Raw genomic sequence first — 17,247 nt, forward strand, 5'->3', positions numbered from 1 at the left:
CGCCGATGGTGCCTTGGTCAACAGCGGCGAGAGGCGCATCGTTACGCTGGGCTGTCATGGAATGTCGCCCACTCGGCGCCTCCGGTCTGAAGGTGTCACGCACGGGCCTCGGCACGATGTCCTGGGGCACCGACACCGACGCCGAGGAAGCCGCCAACCAGCTCGTGGCGTTCGTCGACGCGGGAGGCACGCTCGTCGACACCGCCGACGTCTACGGCGACGGGGAGAGCGAGCGGATCCTCGGTTCGCTGCTCGCCGATCTCGTCCCGCGAGAGGACATCGTCCTCGCCACGAAGGCGGCGGCGCGGCGGGCCGACGGTCCGTTCGGCGGCGGGGCGTCCCGCGGCTCGTTGCTCCTGGCCCTCGACGAGTCGCTGCGCAGGCTGGGCGTCGACCACATCGACCTCTGGCAGGTCCACGCGTGGGACCCCGGCGTGCCGCTCGACGAGACACTCTCGGCGCTGGAGCACGCGGTCACCAGCGGCAAGGTCCGCTACCTCGGCGTGTCCAACTACGCGGGCTGGCAGCTCGCGACGGCCGCCTGCGGGCTGCGGACGACCCGGCTGGTGTCGACCCAGACCGAGTACTCGCTGCTCGAACGCGGTGCCGAGGCCGAGCTCGTTCCCGCGGCCGCGCACCACGGCGTCGGCCTGCTGCCGTGGGCGCCGCTCGGCCGCGGCGTGCTCACCGGCAAGTACCGCGGAGGCACCCCCGCCGACTCCCGCGGCGCCTCGGTCACCTACGGCGGCTACGTCGACCGGCACCGCACCGAACGCGCCGCCCGCATCGTCGAGGCGGTCGCCACGGCGGCGGAGGGACTCGGCACCTCTCCCCTGGCCGTCGCGCTCGCGTGGGTGCGCGACCGGCCCGGTGTCGCCGCACCCGTCGTGGGCGCCCGCGACGCCGCACAGCTCGCCGGCTCGCTGGCCGCCGAGGAACTGACCCTGCCCGACGAGATCCGCGGGGCACTCGACGACGTCAGCGACCCCACCGCAGGCGCCGACCACGCGCCCACCGAGGAGACCAGGTGACCGTGCCGCCCAGCCCCGTCCGATCCACCCGCCGCTTCGGCAGCTTCGTGCCTGCCCGCCGGCTCCGCAGCGTCACGGCGCTGCTCGTGGTTGCCGGCCTGACGCTCGCGGGCTGTTCGGACTCCGGCGGGGGTGGCGGCGACGAGCTCCAGGTCGTGCAGAACCCGAAGCGGGCGACGCCGGTCGCCTCGCCGCCCACCACGGAACGCCCGGCCGGCCGCGTGGTGGGCGTCGACGGCGACGTCACGGCGCTCGCCTCCGCCGACGGCATCCTCGCGGTCGCTCTCGACAGCAACGGTGACACCGAAGGAAACGGCGGCAAGGACAGCGGGGCCGGCAAGGGCAGCAACGGCACGGTCCAGCTCCACGACCTGCGTGAACCGCGCTCGGCTCCGCGCACCGTGTCCCTGCCCGGCGCGGTCACCTCCCTGCGCACGATCGGCGACGAGGTGGTTGCGGCGATGCCCGACGCCGACGCCTTCGCCCGGATCGACCCGACGTCGGGGAAGGCCGAGACGGTCGAGGTCGACGGCGGTCCCTCCGGGGTCGCCGCCATCGGCGACGAGACGCTCGTGGCCCTGCGGGACGGCAAGGCGGTGCAGGTTCTCGACGCCCAGGACCGGCCGACCCGCACCATCCGCGGCGAGCTCTACAGCGCCGACGACGTGCTCGCCGCCGACGGCGGCGCCGTCGTGCTCGACAAGCTGCGCACGGCCGCGTTCTCCGTCGACCTGGACGACGACACGGTCAGCGAGGGCCTGCGCGCCGGTCAGGGCGCGGCGAACGCCGACACCGACGAGTACGGCCGCGTGCTGGTCACCGACGTCCGAAACGGGGCACTGCTCGCGTTCGACGCCGATCCCCTGCTGCTGCGCCAGCGGCTTCCCGTCGACGGTGGCCCCTACGGTGTCGCCTACGACGCGCGGCGTGACGTCGCCTGGGTGACGTTGACCGAACGTAACGAGGTGGTCGGCTACAGCATCCGCGGCGGACAACCGGAGGAAAAGTTCCGGCTACCGACCGTTCGCCAGCCGGATTCCGTTACGGTCGACGAACGGACGTCCCAGGTCGTCATCGGGTCGGCGGCCGAGGAAGGTATCCAGGTGATCACGCCATGACGAGTGCGGAAGCGGTGGTCGACGACGATTGGGAGTACCGGCGGGTGCAGCTCCCGCCGGGTGTCTCACGCGTGACCGCCTCCGTGCAACTGGCCATCCAGGCCGAGTTCACCGGCTGGGAGCTGTCGAACGTACGGCTCTACTCCGACGGAACCCGGCGCGTGTGGCTGCGCAGGCGACGGGGCCGGGGCGAGCTGTTCGCCTCGCCGGGACTCATCGCCTGACCACGTCGCCGCCCGACCCGGACCCGCACCGCCCGGCCGCTACCGGCACCGCCCGGGCCCGGTAGGCCGGACTACCGGGCCCGGAAGCGCTCGACGACCTCCTGGATCTCCGGGCCCGTGGCACTGGAGGCCTGCGCCCACGCCTCGAACTCCAGCGTCGCGTCGAAATCGCCGCCCGCAGCAAGCCCGACGGCCGTCTTGATGTCGCGCGTCAACGCCGGGTCGTGCGCGCCCCACCGCTCGGCGAGCTCGTGGGCCCGCGCCAGTGGGTCGTCCGCGAGCTCGAGCGCGAGCCCCTCGTGCACGGCGGCGTCGGCGTCGAGCGATCCGCCGTCGAGCAGGAGCGCCAGCGCCCGCTGCCGGCCGAGGGCGTTCACCAGGAACCACGTGCACCCGCCGCCAGGGTGCAGGCCGATGCGGGAGAACGTCGCGGCGAACGAGGCCTGCGGCCCTGCGATCCGCACGTCGCAGGCCATCGCGAGGTTCAGGCCCGCTCCCACGGCCGCACCCTGGACGGCGGCGATCGTCGGAATGCTCAACGAACGCAGGCGCAGGAAGCTGTCGTAGACGCGGTGCAGATGACGCCTCAACTCGCCGACGGCCCGGTCGGAGGCGTCACCGAACAGTGCGGGCAGGTCGGCACCGGCGCAGAACGCCGTGCCGGCGCCCGTCACCACCAGGGTGCGGGCGTCGGGGTCGGCGGCCACGGTGTCGATCGCCTCACCCAGTTCACGACACGTCACGTCATCGAGACAGTTGCGCCGATCTGGGTCGCTGAGCGTCAGCGTCCACCTGCCGTCGGCGTCGACGAGAGCCACCCTGCTCATGCCTGCTCCATCCCGTAGCGTGCCGGTCCTCAGCGACCGATCTTGGCACGCGCACGCCAGTAGGCGCGGCGGGCGGACATGACCTGCGGATGCCGCTCCGACAGGCGCATGACGAAGTGGCGCAGCTTGACCGCCGTGGCGGCCTTCGGCGGCTTACGCTTCATCACCCGGCGCGAGCCGGCAGGGTGCTTGAGTAGCTCGACGACCGACTCCATCGCGATCTCCGCGAGCTCCTCGTCGCTCGGCGTGAGGGCATCGGCCGTGGCGGGCTCGTCGCCGCGCGGCTCGGCGGGCCGCAGGTCGGCCAGGTCGCCGACGACGTCGTAGCCCCGCTCGGACACGGTGGCGATGTAACGCTCGGCGGTCTCGCGCACCCAGTCCTGGTCCTGTTTCGGCAGCGGGATACTGCCCCGTCCGCTGCGCGCACTGAGCGTGTTGGCGGCGAAGTCGTCCTTGACGCGCGCCGCGTACTGCAGCCACGTGACGTCGTCCTCGCCGAGCGCGTCGTTGACGCGCCGCAGGAACTCGGTCTCGGCGTAGCCGAGGGAGAAGTTGCCGTAGTGCGGAATGTCCGTCTCGTACGTGGTCGGGTCGAGGCCCAGCAACGACGCGAACCGCTCCCACAGCGCGTCCGAACGCCCGCCCCGCGGCGGCACCGTCACCACGTGGACCCGCTCGGGCGGCAGGCCGGCGCCCCAGGTCTCGAGCACGCGCGGCAGGTCCTGGTAGTCCCAGAACAGCCGAGCCGTGTCGTCGAGGTCCGCGCTGCGCAACGAGGCGAGCAGATCGGGGTACGACGTGCTCTGCCGGGTCTTGACGTTCTCCTGCCACACGGACGGGATCTGCCGCGCGAGATCACGCACCGTGCAGACGATGTGCACTTCGGCGAACGGGAACGCGTCCACGACCTGCCGCGCCTCCTCGGGGCTCGCGGGCGCCAGCAGCTCCGAGGAGATCAGGGTCGCACCCTCGTGCGCCTTCGCCTGCTCGACCAGCCACGCCCACGAACCGGGGGTGCGCGCCTCCCGCCATCCGCCGTACCGTCCGGGGTGTACGTCGGCGACCGCCCTGTGGTGGGCACCGAGGTCGTGCCCGGGGAACGACAGGCCGTCGGCCGCGAGGACCTCACGGTTGTGCCACAGCAGCTCTTGAAGCGACGTCGTGCCGGTCTTGGGAAGCCCGATGTGCAGATACACGCGCCGTGTTGCGGAGGTCATGGCCCCGGGAGCGTACTCGCTCACAGTGGATGGTTTGCTGTGCCCTCACGGCGAGTTCCGTTCAGAACGGATGCCGGCGTCGGGTGCGCGGCCCACGCTCGGCGACAATTTCCTGGTTAGTGGAGGAGCGTCACATGACTGCGGACCGGTCCCTTCGTCTCACGCGCGGAGCCACGGTGTGGCTGACCGGGTTGTCGGGCGCGGGGAAGTCCACGGTGGCGGGGGCGGTGGCCACCCTGGTCTCGGGCGACGGCGCGGACACCGAGGTCGAGGTGCTCGACGGCGACGAGATCCGGCAGACCATCTCGAGCGACCTCGGCTTCAGCAGGGCCGACCGCGACAAGCAGGGCAGGCGGGTCGGCTTCATCGCCGAACTGCTCTCGCGGCACCGGGTGCTCACGCTCGTCCCCGTCATCGCGCCGTACGCGGAGACGAGGCAGGCCGTGCGCGAACGCCACGCCGAACGTGGTTCGGCCTTCTTCGAGGTGTACGTGGCGACTCCCCTGCAGGAGTGCGCCCGCCGTGACCCCAAGGGCCTGTACGCCCGCGCGGCCGCGGGCGAGATCAAGGGGCTGACCGGGGTGGACGACGTGTACGAGCACCCCGAGTCGCCCGATCTGGAGGTCGACACCAGCTCCGTCTCCCCCGAGATCGCCGCCGACCGCATCCTCACCATGCTCCGCGAGCACGGTGTCCTCGAGTACGCCGAGACGTCGGTGTCCTTCTGAGCCCTGTCATTCCCGCCTATCGGGCCGTCCGTTGCTGGTACGGGACCACCACGGCAGGTGAGCGGTACGAGCGGTTTGGACCCTCAATGCCGTGGTGTATAGGGCGTTATACATTTTGATGTGGCACGCTGCTCGGTGATCACCGAGTCCTCAGGAGGTCCCTCATGTCGCCGCGAGTCACCGTCGAACAGGACGGCCACGTGCTGCTCATCGGCGTGAACCGCCCCGAGAAACGCAACGCGTGGGACCGGCGCACGATCGACGAGGTGGGCCTCGCCTACGACCGGCTCGCCGAGGACGCGGACGTGCGCGTGGCGGTCCTCCACGGCTTCGGCGACCACTTCAGCGCCGGTCTCGACCTTGCCGACGTGTGGCCGGCCATCCAGGACGACGGTCCCGACGCGCTGGCGGGCGGCGGCGCCTACGACCCGTTCGGCATGTGGAAACCACCCGTGCCGAAGCCGGTGGTGCTGGCCGTCCAGGGCATCGCGTTCACGCTGTCCATCGAACTGGCGCTCGCCTCCGACATCGTCGTCGCCGCGGACGACGTGCGGTTCCGCCAGCTCGAGATCGGCCGCGGCATCATTCCCTTCGGTGGCGCCACCGTGCGTGCCACGACCCAGCTGGGCTGGGGCAACGCCATGCGGTTCTTGCTCACCGGTGAGGAGTTCGGCACCGAGGAGGCCCACCGCATCGGCCTCGTCCAGGAGGTCGTCGAACCCGGCCGCCAGCTCGACCGCGCCACGGAGATCGCCCGCCTCATCGCCGAGCAGGCACCACTCGGGGTACAGGGCACGCTCGCCAACGCCCGGGTCGCGCAGCGCGCCGAGCAGGAACGCGCCGCAGCCGAGCACCTCAGGGGGCTCATGCCCGGCATCCTCGCCAGCGAGGACGCCGCCGAAGGGCTGCAGAGCTTCGTGGAACGCCGTCCGGCGCGTTTCACCGGTCGCTGACGCACCGGACCAGGACACGCACCATCCACTCCGAGGCAGGGAGGTCACCGATGCCCGCAGCGCGCACTGTCGGCGTCGAGGAGGAGTTCCTGCTCGTCGACCCGGAGACGGGACAGACCGTCCCCGCTGCCGACGACGTGCTCGCCCGCATCCCCGCGGCCGGGGACGAGCACCGCGCCGACGACAGCGGGCCCGCCTGGCATCCCGAGCTGAAGGCGAGCCAGGTCGAGTCGGCCACGGGCATCTGCACCACGTCGGTGGCGCTCCACGAACAGCTCCTGGAGGGCCGCAGGCGGCTGGCCGTCGCCGCGGCCGACGAGGGCCTGCTGCTCGCGGCTGCGGGCACGCCCGCGGTCGCCGGACCGTCCGTACCGCTCGGCTCCGATCCGCAGTACACCGAGCTCGACGGGCTCTACCGGGGCCTCATCGGGGACTACGAGGGCTGCGGATGTCACGTGCACGTCGGCGTGCCCGACCGGGAGCACGCGGTCGTGGCCGTCAACCACCTCCGCGCCTGGCTGCCGACCCTGCTTGCCCTGTCGGCGAACTCGCCGTACGACCGCGGCCACGACACCGGCTACGCCAGCTGGCGCACCATGCAGCACGCCCGCTTCCCCACCGCCGGCATCCCGCCGCGGTTCGCCGACGTCGCCGAGCACGACGCCGCGGTCGAACGTCTCGTCGGCAGCGGCGCGCTCGCCGCGAAGTACACGACGTTCTGGCTGGCCCGCCCCTCCCCTGCCCTGCCGACCGTCGAGGTGCGGGTCGCCGACACCGCGATCACCCCCGACGAGGCATCGCTGCAGGCCATGCTCGTCCGCGGCCTCGTCGACACGGCACTGGACAACACCGCACTCGAAGACCCCGCCCGAGACGACCCCGCGCTCCGGGACGGTGCCGTTCAGGATGACGCCGTGCTGTCGGCGGCCGTGTGGGCCGCGGCGCGGCACGGACTGGCCGGACGCGGCGTCGACCCGTGGACGGGCCGCGCCCGGCCCGCCACCGAACTCGTCACCGCCCTGCTCGAGCATGTGCGTCCCGCGCTGACCGCCTCCGGGGACCTGGACCGTGTGGAGACGATCCTCCGGCGGGTCCTCGACGACGGCACGGGTGCGCAACGGCAGCGGCGGGCCGCCTCCGGTGGCATCTGGAAGGCCATGCTGTCCGTCGCGGAGCAGACGGTGCCCGGCGTCCACCCCGATCCGCAGTAGCCGCGCCCGCCCAGCCGCACTTGCCCAGTCTCCCCCAGCCACAGCCCTATCCACAGTCACGGCACCGCGGGCTCTCACCGGTACAGGAGACGCTGGAGGCCGCCGATGCCCGCGGCGTAGACCGCTCCGCCTGCGCTCGACCTGGCTAGGGCGGCCCGTGCGGCGTTCGCCCCCGGACCGCCGTGCACCGCCCCACCGGGATGCGCCGAGGCGCCGGCGAGGAAGAGCCGGTCCACGGGGGTGTCGGCCCTGCCGAGGCCGGGCACGGGACGGAAGACCAGCTGCTGGTGCATCGCGGCGCTCCCACCGTTGACCGCGCCCTCGACGAGTGCCGGGTTCTCGCGTTCCAGGTCGGCGGGTCCCTGCACCAGTCGCCCGCGCACCCGCGCGCCGAAGCCAGGCGCGTGACGTTCGATGGCCGCCTCCATGCGGTCGGCGAACCGGCGGGCGGCGTCGGCGTCCCGCACCTGGCCGGCCGGTACGTGCGCGTACGCCCACGCCGACTCGTGCCCGGAGGGTGCGCGCGCCGGGTCCGCGGTGGCCATCTGGCCGACGACGAGCAGCGGATCCCGGCACGCGGTGCCGAGTTCGAGGTCGAGACCACACCGTGCGAGCTCCGCGATCTCTCCTCCGATGTGGACCGTGCCCGCCAGCCCGGCCTCGGCCGCGGTCCACGGAATGGGTCCGGACAACGTCCAGTTGACCTTCACGGTCGCCGCGTCCCAGCGGAAACCCCGGAGGTCGCGTCGCAGCCGCGCGGGTATCGCCTCGGCCCGCAGCAGGCGTTCGTACAGCAGCGGTGCGGGCACGGCAGCCAGCACGGCCCGCCTCGCCCGCAGGGGCGCACCCGCGACGACGCCGACGGCCCGCGAACCCGACGTGACGATCCGCGTGACCGGCCGGTCGCAGTCGATCCGCCCGCCCCGCGCGCGGAGCCGGCGCACCAGCGCCGCGGTCAGGGACCCGGCACCGCCCTCCGGCACCGGGAACCCCACGTCCTGGGCGAGCATCGACAGCAGCCAGCCGAACACCGCACTGCCCGCCTGGGCGGGCCCCAGGTCGGTGTGCAGCGCGTTGCCCGCCGCGACGGCGGGTGCGCCCGCGCCGCGGAACCGTTCGGCGGCCCATGCCGTGACCGGCATCGCCGCCGTCCTGGCCAGGCGCGTGCCGTCCGCGGCTCCGGCCGCCCGGGCCAGGCGCGCGGCCGCCCGCACGGGTGGAAAGGGCGTGAACAGCGCGTCCAGCAGCGGGTCCCGCAGGCGGTTCCACAGCGCGACCTCCGCCGCCCACGCCTCGCCGTCGCCCACCGCGAACGACTCCAGTGAGGCCGACGTGACCTCCGGATCGCGCGACACGAGCGCCACCCGGTCGTCGGGCAGCACGTGCGCGAGTGCCGCGGGAGCGTGCCGCCACCGCAGGCCGTACCCGTCCAGTTCGAGTCCACGCAGGATCGGCGAGGCCACGGCCATCGGATAGAACGCGCTGAACAGGTCGGTGACGAAACCCGGCTCGATCACCTCGCCGCTGCGCACGGCACCACCCGGCGACGACGTCGCCTCCAGCACCACCACGTCCCATCCGGCGTCGGCCAGCAGATTGGCCGCGACCAAGCCGTTCGGCCCCGCACCGATGACCACCGCGTCGGCCGTCTCGGCCCGGGAGAATCCAGTCACGGCATCTGTGTACCCGACCTCCCCGGCGCCGTCACCGCATCGCGTGACCTACAGTGCCTCTCGCACCGACACGGGAGGCGGACATGACGCAGCGCGGCGGCATCGTGAGGAGGCTCGCGGAACTCGCGGGCACGTGGTTCGGACTTCTCGTCCTCCTGGGTGGGGTCGTCGGCATGCTCGTGCCGGAGCAGGTGTCCGGGTTGACCGACTACGTGTCGCTGCTGCTCGGCATCATCATGTTCGGGATGGGTCTCACGTTGCGTGCGGCCGATTTCGCCCTCGTGGCCCGCAGGCCGCTGGCCGTCCTGTTCGGACTGCTGGCCCAGTTCGTCATCATGCCGTTCACCGCCTGGGGCATCGCGCAGCTGTTCGGCCTCACCGGCGCACTGCTCGTGGGCATGGTCCTCGTCGGATCGGCGCCGGGCGGGACGGCCTCGAACGTCATCGTCTATCTCGCCAAGGGTGACGTCGCCCTGTCGGTCACCCTGACCTCGGTGTCGACGCTGCTGGCTCCGTTCCTGACGCCGCTGCTGATCCTACTGCTCGCCGGTTCCGACCTGCCCGTCGGCTTCGGCGACATGTTCGTCTCCATCGCCCAGGTCGTACTCCTGCCCGTGCTCGCAGGCATCGTGCTGCGCGCGATCGCCGACCGGGCCGTCCAGCGTGTACTCCCCTACCTGCCGCTGGTGTCGGTGCTCGGCATCGTGGTGGTGGTGACCGGCATCGTGGGCGCCAACGCCGAGACGATCGCGACCAGCGGGTGGTTGCTGATGCTCGCCGTCGTGGTGCACAACGCCGCGGGCCTCGGGCTGGGCTACGGCGCCGCGCGGCTGGCCGGACTCGACGAGTCCGCCCGCCGCGCCGTCAGCGTCGAGGTGGGCATGCAGAACTCCGGTCTGGCCTCCAGCCTGGCGACCACCCACTTCACCGCGGCGGCGGCACTGCCCGGCGCGGTGTTCTCCGTGTGGCACAACCTGTCCGGCTCGCTGCTGGCCTCCTTCTGGGCGCGCAGGCCACTGCGGCGCACCGGCGACGAACCCTCCGAGCGCGCCGCGTCCTGAGCGCGGGACGCGCGCCGGCGACCCTGCGGCGTCACCCGTCCAGTACCGCCGTGAGCACGTCCAGTGCGCGCTGCCGGTGGGCGTCCAACAGCGACACCACCGTCTCGACGTCGCGTTCCCGCACGGCGTCGAGGATCCGGCCGTGGTCGCCCACGGTGCGTTCGCGCTCCTCGGGCGCGTTGTAGTACAGCGCGCGGTAGGCCTCGGTCGACTCCCACAGCAGGCGGATCAGGCGCATCGTGTGGGCCTGACCCGGCGCCTCGAGGATGCCGAAGTGGAACCGGCGGTTCGCCTCCAGTTCGGCCACGACGTCGCCGCGGGCGGCCGCGTCGGCGCAGTCGCGTTCGGCGAGTGCGATGCGGGCGAGCGCATCGTCGTCCAGCACCGGCACGGCGGCGCGGGCCGCGCGCTCCTCGAGCAGCCGTCGCAGGGCGTAGATCTCCACGAGGTCGGCCACGTCCAGCGCGGTGATCACGTAGCCGCGCCGAGGGCGGTACTCGACCTGTCCCTCCTGTTCGAGCACGCGCAGTGCCTCCCGCACCGGCGCGACGCTCACCTCCAGCCGCGCTGCCACCTCCTCCTGGCGCACGCGCTGGCCCGGACGCAGCCTGCCGGCGACGATCTCCCGGCGCAGCTGCGCGAGGGCGTGGTCGGCGGTCGTGCCCGCGGTCATCGGAACGCGGGCGGCACGCCGGCCACCGCGCCGCCGACCACGAGGGCGTGCACGTCGGCCGTGCCCTCGTAGGTGACGACCGATTCCAGGTTGGTCATGTGCCGGATCACCGGATACTCCAGGGTGATGCCGTTGGCGCCGAGCATCTGCCGTGCGGTGCGGGCCACGTGCAGTGCCGCGTTGACGTTGGCCAGCTTGCCCATGCTCACGTGTTCGGGGCGCAGCGTGCCCGCGTCCTTCATCCGGCCGAGGTGCAGCGCGAGCAGAGTCGCGCGGTTGACCTCGAGCGCCATGTCGGCGAGCTTCTGCTGCTGGAGCTGGAACGAGGCGATCGGCCTGCCGAACTGCTCACGGGTCGCGGCGTAGTCGGCGGCGGCCTCGAGGCACGCGCGTGCCGCGCCTGCCGCGCCCCAGATGATGCCGTACCGCGCCTCGTTGAGACACGAGAGCGGGCCGCGCAGCGACGTCGCCTCCGGCAGGCGCGCGGAGTCGGGCAACCGCACGTCGTCGAGTACGAGTTCCGAGGTGATCGACGCGCGCAGCGACAACTTGGCGTGGATGTCGTGCGTGGTGAATCCCGGCGTGCCGCGCGGGACGAGGAAGCCGCGGACCCCCTCGTCGGTGTTGGCCCAGACGACCGCGACGTCGGCGCGCGAACCGTTGGTGATCCACATCTTCCGCCCGTTCAGCACCCAGTCGGCACCGTCCCTGCGGGCCCTGGTGCGCATCGAACCCGGGTCGGAGCCGGAGTCGGGTTCGGTCAGGCCGAAGCAGCCGACCGCCTCCCCCGCGGCCATCCGCGGCAGCCACGTGGTCTTCTGCTCCTCCGAACCCCAGCGGTGGATGGCGTACATGGCCAGCGAACCCTGTACCGACACCATGCTGCGCAACCCGCTGTCGCCCGCCTCGAGCTCCATGCACGCCACGCCGTACGCCGTGGCGCTCGTGCCCGCGCATCCGTAGCCCTCGAGGTGCATGCCGAGGACGCCGAGCCGGCCCAGGCGTTCGGGCAGGTCCGCCGGGATCGACGCCTCCTCGAACCACGTCCCCACGTGCGGCAGGACGTGGTCGCGCACAAAGGTCCGCACCACGTCCCTGATGTCGCGTTCCTCGGGGGTGAGCTGGTCGCCGACGGCGAGGAAGTCCCGCGGATCGAGCGCCGCCTTCCTGCCGTTCGCGCCGCCTGTGCTGCCGTCTGCCATACCGCTGCCTCCTGTGGACGTCGCCGGCCGGGTGCCGCGCCTTGACCCGGCACGCCGAGCACTTTAGCTTCGATTTTCGAAAATCCACCAGAAGGAGCTGCGTGCGCATGTCCTCATCGCTCGGTGACCTGCGGATCGTCGACTTCTCCCGCGTGCTCGCCGGACCGTTCGCGACCATGCTCCTGGCCGATCTCGGCGCGAGCGTGACCAAGATCGAACGCCCGGGGACCGGCGACGACACCCGCGGCTGGGGTCCTCCCCACGACGAGCGGGGCGAGGCGACGTACTTCCAGTCGGTCAACCGCAACAAGGGCTCGGTGACCCTCGACCTGCGCACCGACGAGGGGATCGCCCGCGCCAAGGAGTTGGTGGCCGGCGCCGACGTCGTCGTCGAGAACTTCCGCCCCGGTCTGATGGACGAGCTCGGACTCGGCTACGAGGCACTCAGCGCGGCCGACCCCGCGCTCGTCTACTGCTCGATCACGGGTTTCGGTACCGGCCGCGGCGCCGAGCTGCCCGGCTACGACCTGCTGATCCAGGCGCTCGGCGGGTTGATGAGCGTCACCGGGCAGCCGGACGGCGAACCGCAGAAGGCCGGTGTCGCTCTGGTGGACGTGCTGTCCGGACTGTTCGCGACGGTGGGCGTCCTGGCGGCGATCCGGCACCGGGACGCCAGCGGCCAGGGCCAACGGGTCGAGGTGAACCTGCTGTCCGCACTGTTGGCGGCACTGGTCAACCAGAGTTCGGGATACACCTCGGGCGGTGTCGTGCCGCACCGCATGGGCAACGCGCACCCGAGTGTGGCGCCGTACGAGGTGCTGCCGTGCGGTTCCGGTGAGCTCGTCCTGGCCGTCGGCAACGACCGCCAGTTCCGGGTGCTCTGCGAGCAGCTCGGTGAACCGGACCTGGCCGCCGACGACCGGTTCGCCACGAACAGCGCCCGGGTCGCCCACCGCGGCGAGCTGCGGGACCACCTCGTACGCCTGCTGAAGGCCGGCGACGCCGCCACCTGGGCCGAGACCCTCACCGCGACGCGTGTTCCCGCGGGCGTGGTCAACGACGTCGCGGGGGCGTTCCGCCTGGCCGAGGCACTCGGGCTTGATCCGATCGTCGGGGTTCCCCACCCCGACGGCGGCGAGGTACGGCTGCCCCGCAACCCGATCGGGCTGTCGGCCACTCCCCCGACCTACCGGTCGGCGCCGCCTCCGCTCGCCGACGCCTGACGTACCCGCGCACGGCGGCCGAACTCCATGTCGTCGGTGAGGGGTCCGTGGCGCAGCAGGGCGACGTCGCGTACGTAGTTCTGATGCAGCCGCCACGGCCGCGACCGCCCCTGCTTCGGCATCTCGTCGATGCTCCGCAGTACGTACCCCGCCTTGAGGTCGATGAGCGGTTCGGTCTCGTGATCCCCCGGCGGGAGCCGGGGCGTGGCCGTGTCGAGGCCCCGCCGGTCGAGATGGGCCAGCAGGCGGCACACGTACTCGGCGACGAGATCGGACTTCAGCGTCCACGACGCGTTCGTGTACCCGATCGTCATGGCGAAGTTGGGCACGCCGTCGAGCATCATCCCCTTGTAGGTCGCCGCCGAGCCGACGTCGACGGGCTCACCGTCGACCTCGAGCGCGATCCCTCCGATGGCCAGGAGGTTCAGTCCGGTCGCGGTCACCACGACGTCCGCCGCGAGCTCGTCGCCGGAGCCGAGCCGAATCCCGTCCGGGGTGAACGTATCGACGGTGTCGGTGACGACGGAGGCATCGCCGCGGCTGAGCGCCCGGAACAGGTCGCCGTCGGCCGCGAAGCACAGCCGCTGGTCCCACGGCTGGTAGGCGGGCCGGAAGTGCCGCTCGACCTCGAAGTCCTCCGGCAGCGACGCGCGCACACCCCGCTCGACGAGTCGGCGCACCAGGGCCGGGCGCCGCCTGCTGAGCTGGAAGAACAACGCCATCATCAGCGCGTTCTTCCAGCGCACCACCGGATAGGTCACGCGGTCGGGCAGGAACCGGCGCAGCGTCCTCGCGAGCGGGTCGACCGACGGCAACGCCATCACGTAACTCGGCGAACGCTGCAGCATCGTCACGTGCGCCGCGTCCCGCGCCATCGACGGCACCAGCGTCACCGCCGTGGCTCCGCTGCCGATCACCACGACCCGTGCGCCGCGGTAGTCGAGATCCTCGGGCCAGTGCTGCGGGTGCACGATCGTGCCGCGGTAGGAGTCGATACCGGGCAGCGGCGGCGTGTAGCCCTCGCTGTAGCGGTAGTAGCCGGAACACACGTACAGGAAGGAACACGTCAGCGTCCGCGCCGCACCGATGTCGGTCCGGTACACCTCGACCATCCACTGTGCCCGGTCGCTCGACCACGCGGCCGAGCGGACCTCGTGGTGGTATCGCACGTCGCGGTCCACGCCGTGTTCGCGGGCGGTGTCCCGGATGTAGGCGAGGATCGACGGGCCGTCGGCGATGGCGTCGGCGCGGCGCCACGGCCGGAAGCCGTAGCCGAGGGTGAACATGTCGGAGTCCGACCGCACGCCCGGATATCGGAACAGATCCCACGTCCCGCCCATGGCGCCGCGGGCCTCCAACACCGCCACGCTCCGGTGGGGATGGCGCTCCCGGAGCCGGCAGGCCGCTCCGATCCCGGTCAGTCCTGCTCCCACGACGAGGACGTCCACGTGTTCGGTGGGCTCGGCGGGCATGGGCCTCCTTCCGACGAGGGCGGCAGCGGCGACGGTGCCGGCCGCGCGCGCTCGACGCTACCGATGCGCCGCGTCCCGCACCACGCCGTGATCGGCATTCTCGACTTGACGAAACCTGCATCGCGCAGTACATATTTATTCGGATCGTTGGAGCAGGCTTCGCCGAGAGCCCGACACCCGGGCCCGCGACTCCCCGGAGGACATCGACGACAGCGCTGCGGAGGTGAGCACGTGAACCTGCACGACCTGGACGACGAACACCGGCCGACGTTCACCACCGGACAGGCGGCCGACATCCTCGGCGTGGAGCAGCCGTTCCTGCGCAGCCTCGACAGCGCCGGCGTCGTGTCCCCCGAACGCTCGGGCGGCGGCCATCGTCGGTACTCGCGGCATCAGCTGGGCCAGGCCGAGCGCATGCGCGCGCTGTTCGACGAGGGCTACAACCTCAACGCCGCGCAGCGCATTCTCGAACTCGAACACGAGCTCGAGCAGGCACGCAGGGAGATCGCCGAACTCCAGCGACGTCTCGGAAACGAGTGAGCCGCTCGCAGCCAGCGGGTGGCGGAAGGATCGAGGTGATCATCAGTGGACATCTACGGTTGGCACTCGACGGAATCCGCGCTGCACGCCTATGCCGGCGCCGTCGTGGAGGCGCTCACGTCCGGCCCGTACGGACGATCCCGCACCGGCGCCACAGGCCCGGCCGCGCAGTACACGTGCGACACGACGGGCACCCCGGTCAGCGCCTACATCGCACTGGACGGGCACCTGCCGACCTTCCCGGACCGGGACTTCGCGCTCGTGTGGGACGAACGGCACGGCTGGGGCGGTGCGATCGAGACGCACTCGGGTGAGGACCTGATCATCGTGTCGTACCTGGGCGGCAGCGATCCGACACCCGACCCCGACGACGTCGCCCGATTCGCCAGGCAGCTGCTCGACGGTGGCATGCCGGGCAGGCTCGATCCTCCCGAGCACACCCCGCTGCCCGACCTGCCGCGCAGGCTGCTCGCCGCCGCCGGCACCGCCGACGTCCCCGTCCAGGAACCCGCCTCGGCCGCACACGTGCTCTGACCCGCGGAAGCGGTGGTCAGGAGCTCCAGTGCGCGGGGACGCGCGCCCAGCCGGGAAGGCGGGTCCGCGCGTCCCCGCGGGCGGCGTCCACGTGCGACTGCGTGAGGAACAGGGTCTCGGCCAACCACGCACCCGACAGGTCCGCGCCGCGCAGATCGGCACCGGTGACATCCGCACGCGTCAGGTCGGCGCCGCGCAGATCGGCGCCCAGCAGCAGGGCTCCCCGCAGGTTCGCCCCGGCCAGCGCATCGCCGGCGAGGTCGGCGCCCACGAGATCCGCACCGCGCAGATCCCTGCCGGGGTAGCCGCCACGCGCCCAGGTGCTCGCCCTGGTCAACACGGCGTTGGCCTCCGCCCAGTGCTCTCCCGTGGACATGACGGCCACCGTGTCGAGGTCGCGGTCCGCCAGACGTTCGGTCTCGGCGATCATCGTGTCGAGCTCGGCGTGCACCGGCGCGGCGTCCGCGAGGTTCCGCGCCTCGTGCAGGTAGTACAGCAGCTCGTGCAGGTCGCGCAGCACCGGATAGGCCGAGAACATCCGCCGCCGGGCCGCGTCGTCGCGGCGCCAGTCGGCCCCTTCACGTTCGGCCACCGCCTGGCCCGCGCCGAAACAGTCGTAGACGACACAGCCCGCGAATCCGCGTTCCCGGAGCGTCTCGTGCACGCCACACCACGAGTCGGCCCGCAGATTCGGGCACGGCGTTCCCGGCGGCTTCGTCAGCGCGAAGTCGGCCGAGGCAACGAAACCCGGTGCGGCACAGCACAAGCCGTAGCACCGCCCGCAGTCCGCCCGCAGCCGTTCGCGAAACCCCGTGTCCGGTGTGGACGATCCGTGACTCACGCCGCCTCCCCTCGTTCGCTCCGCCGAGGGTAGACCGCGGGCCGGACACACCCACCGGCCACCTGCGCGACCGCCGCACTCCCCCGGCACACTGGACGGCGAGCCGTTCCCGACGCGGAAGGACCACCGTATGAGCACGTTGCAGACGCTCGACCGGGGCCTGCGCGCGCTCGACGTGATCTCCCAGTCCCCGGAGGCATCACGGTGGCCGACCTGTCCCGGCGGCTCGGTTGTCACCTGCGCGGTTGTTTCCTACTCCCCGGGCGCCTTCGGGCTCGGGCGGGTGAGGCCCCGTTCCGGTCCTCGCCACCCGCGCCCGCACCTCGGGCCTGCGCAACGGAGGCACGGTGCGCGGCGGCTGCCTCCGGGCGGGCAGTTCGGCCAGCAGCCGCGTCGTCGTCGCGGTGACCTCGGCGACGGCCCGTTCGAACGGTTCCCTCGTCGCCTCGGACACGGTCTGCACGCCGCTGACCTTGCGCACGTACTGGCGCGCGGCCGCCTCGATCTCCTCGTCCGTCGCGGACGGTTCCAGGCCCCGCAGGACCGTGATGTTCCGGCACATACCGCTGACGGTAATCGCGCCACCGTCCCCGGGCGAGGCCGCGAACGTGACGACGGTCCCGCCGTCACCACACGGTCGCCCCGAACGGTCACCGCGCACGGAATCCCATCACCGTTTGAAACATCTCTTGAGGGCAGCCACCGGCGTGCGCTCTACT

17 protein-coding genes and 1 pseudogene are annotated in these 17,247 nt (G+C 72.2%); 10 read left to right on the plus strand and 8 right to left on the minus strand.

Annotated features, from left to right (window positions below):
• Positions 1–56 precede the first annotated feature (56 nt).
• The 3 genes from IF64_RS0102895 to IF64_RS0102905 are packed head-to-tail and all read left to right on the plus strand — an operon-like array spanning position 57 to position 2,373.
• Positions 57–1,031, plus strand: a complete 975-nt coding sequence (locus IF64_RS0102895) for an aldo/keto reductase (protein WP_036875655.1) — start codon at positions 57–59, stop codon at positions 1,029–1,031.
• Positions 1,028–2,149, plus strand: coding sequence for an NHL repeat-containing protein (locus IF64_RS0102900; protein WP_084705610.1), 1,122 nt, complete (start codon positions 1,028–1,030; stop codon positions 2,147–2,149). The genes IF64_RS0102895 and IF64_RS0102900 overlap by 4 nt, the downstream gene beginning before the upstream one ends.
• Positions 2,146–2,373 carry a DUF5703 family protein gene (locus tag IF64_RS0102905; protein WP_030530413.1) on the plus strand — a complete coding sequence of 76 codons (228 nt, stop codon included), beginning with the start codon at positions 2,146–2,148 and terminating at the stop codon, positions 2,371–2,373. The genes IF64_RS0102900 and IF64_RS0102905 overlap by 4 nt, the downstream gene beginning before the upstream one ends.
• A gap of 71 nt (positions 2,374–2,444) precedes the next feature.
• Here the strand turns inward: IF64_RS0102905 and IF64_RS0102910 are convergent, their stop codons facing one another.
• Both IF64_RS0102910 and IF64_RS0102915 read right to left on the minus strand, forming a co-directional pair.
• Positions 2,445–3,200 (minus strand): enoyl-CoA hydratase, encoded by a 756-nt coding sequence (locus IF64_RS0102910; RefSeq protein ID WP_030530414.1) that lies wholly within the window; start codon positions 3,198–3,200, stop codon positions 2,445–2,447.
• A 29-nt stretch (positions 3,201–3,229) separates the two neighbouring features.
• Positions 3,230–4,417 carry a hypothetical protein gene (locus tag IF64_RS0102915; RefSeq protein WP_030530415.1) on the minus strand — a complete coding sequence of 396 codons (1,188 nt, stop codon included), beginning with the start codon at positions 4,415–4,417 and terminating at the stop codon, positions 3,230–3,232.
• Positions 4,418–4,446: 29 nt separating this feature from the next.
• On the opposite strand from IF64_RS0102915, the gene cysC reads away from it, so the two are divergent.
• From cysC to IF64_RS0102930, 3 genes are all read left to right on the plus strand, one after another.
• Entirely contained in the window at positions 4,447–5,145 is a 699-nt protein-coding gene (gene cysC, locus IF64_RS0102920) for an adenylyl-sulfate kinase (RefSeq protein ID WP_084705611.1), read from the plus strand.
• Positions 5,146–5,309: 164 nt separating this feature from the next.
• Entirely contained in the window at positions 5,310–6,098 is a 789-nt protein-coding gene (locus tag IF64_RS0102925; RefSeq protein ID WP_030530417.1) for a crotonase/enoyl-CoA hydratase family protein, read from the plus strand.
• 50 nt (positions 6,099–6,148) lie between these two features.
• Positions 6,149–7,309, plus strand: a complete 1,161-nt coding sequence (locus IF64_RS0102930) for a carboxylate-amine ligase (protein WP_030530418.1) — start codon at positions 6,149–6,151, stop codon at positions 7,307–7,309.
• 74 nt (positions 7,310–7,383) lie between these two features.
• On the opposite strand, the gene IF64_RS0102935 is transcribed toward IF64_RS0102930, so the two are convergent.
• Positions 7,384–8,982: a phytoene desaturase family protein gene (locus IF64_RS0102935; protein ID WP_030530419.1), complete on the minus strand. Its 1,599-nt coding sequence runs from the start codon at positions 8,980–8,982 to the stop codon at positions 7,384–7,386.
• 83 nt (positions 8,983–9,065) lie between these two features.
• Between IF64_RS0102935 and IF64_RS0102940 the strand changes: the two genes are divergently transcribed.
• Positions 9,066–10,043 carry a bile acid:sodium symporter family protein gene (locus IF64_RS0102940; RefSeq protein WP_030530420.1) on the plus strand — a complete coding sequence of 326 codons (978 nt, stop codon included), beginning with the start codon at positions 9,066–9,068 and terminating at the stop codon, positions 10,041–10,043.
• A gap of 31 nt (positions 10,044–10,074) precedes the next feature.
• Here IF64_RS0102940 and IF64_RS0102945 read toward each other — a convergent pair whose 3' ends face one another.
• The gene (locus tag IF64_RS0102945; protein WP_030530421.1) at positions 10,075–10,716 is read right to left on the minus strand and encodes a GntR family transcriptional regulator; all 642 of its coding nucleotides are present in this window, start codon (positions 10,714–10,716) and stop codon (positions 10,075–10,077) included.
• On the minus strand, positions 10,713–11,918 hold the full coding sequence (locus IF64_RS0102950; RefSeq protein ID WP_030530422.1) for an acyl-CoA dehydrogenase family protein: 1,206 nt from the start codon (positions 11,916–11,918) through the stop codon (positions 10,713–10,715). The genes IF64_RS0102945 and IF64_RS0102950 overlap by 4 nt, the downstream gene beginning before the upstream one ends.
• Positions 11,919–12,025: 107 nt before the next feature.
• Between IF64_RS0102950 and IF64_RS0102955 the strand changes: the two genes are divergently transcribed.
• A complete protein-coding gene (locus tag IF64_RS0102955) occupies positions 12,026–13,141 on the plus strand; it encodes a CaiB/BaiF CoA transferase family protein (protein WP_030530423.1) in 1,116 nt (371 codons plus the stop codon).
• Here the strand turns inward: IF64_RS0102955 and IF64_RS0102960 are convergent.
• Complete coding sequence (locus IF64_RS0102960; RefSeq protein WP_030530424.1) at positions 13,105–14,613, minus strand: flavin-containing monooxygenase; 1,509 nt, start codon at positions 14,611–14,613, stop codon at positions 13,105–13,107. The genes IF64_RS0102955 and IF64_RS0102960 overlap by 37 nt on opposite strands.
• 231 nt (positions 14,614–14,844) lie before the next feature.
• Between IF64_RS0102960 and IF64_RS0102965 the strand changes: the two genes are divergently transcribed.
• Together IF64_RS0102965 and IF64_RS0102970 are read left to right on the plus strand one after the other, a co-directional pair.
• Positions 14,845–15,153 carry a MerR family transcriptional regulator gene (locus IF64_RS0102965; RefSeq protein ID WP_030530425.1) on the plus strand — a complete coding sequence of 103 codons (309 nt, stop codon included), beginning with the start codon at positions 14,845–14,847 and terminating at the stop codon, positions 15,151–15,153.
• A 45-nt stretch (positions 15,154–15,198) separates the two neighbouring features.
• The gene (locus IF64_RS0102970) at positions 15,199–15,687 is read left to right on the plus strand and encodes a DUF6292 family protein (protein ID WP_051757432.1); all 489 of its coding nucleotides are present in this window, start codon (positions 15,199–15,201) and stop codon (positions 15,685–15,687) included.
• Positions 15,688–15,703: 16 nt separating this feature from the next.
• Here the strand turns inward: IF64_RS0102970 and IF64_RS0102975 are convergent, their stop codons facing one another.
• Together IF64_RS0102975 and IF64_RS0102980 are read right to left on the minus strand one after the other, a co-directional pair.
• Positions 15,704–16,528 carry a pentapeptide repeat-containing protein gene (locus IF64_RS0102975; protein WP_246134710.1) on the minus strand — a complete coding sequence of 275 codons (825 nt, stop codon included), beginning with the start codon at positions 16,526–16,528 and terminating at the stop codon, positions 15,704–15,706.
• A 304-nt stretch (positions 16,529–16,832) separates the two neighbouring features.
• A pseudogene (locus IF64_RS0102980) lies at positions 16,833–17,090 on the minus strand (DUF2277 domain-containing protein); the annotation flags it as partial.
• Positions 17,091–17,247 lie beyond the last annotated feature (157 nt).

The organism is Prauserella rugosa (genome assembly GCF_000719975.1).
GTDB lineage: Bacteria > Actinomycetota > Actinomycetes > Mycobacteriales > Pseudonocardiaceae > Prauserella > Prauserella rugosa.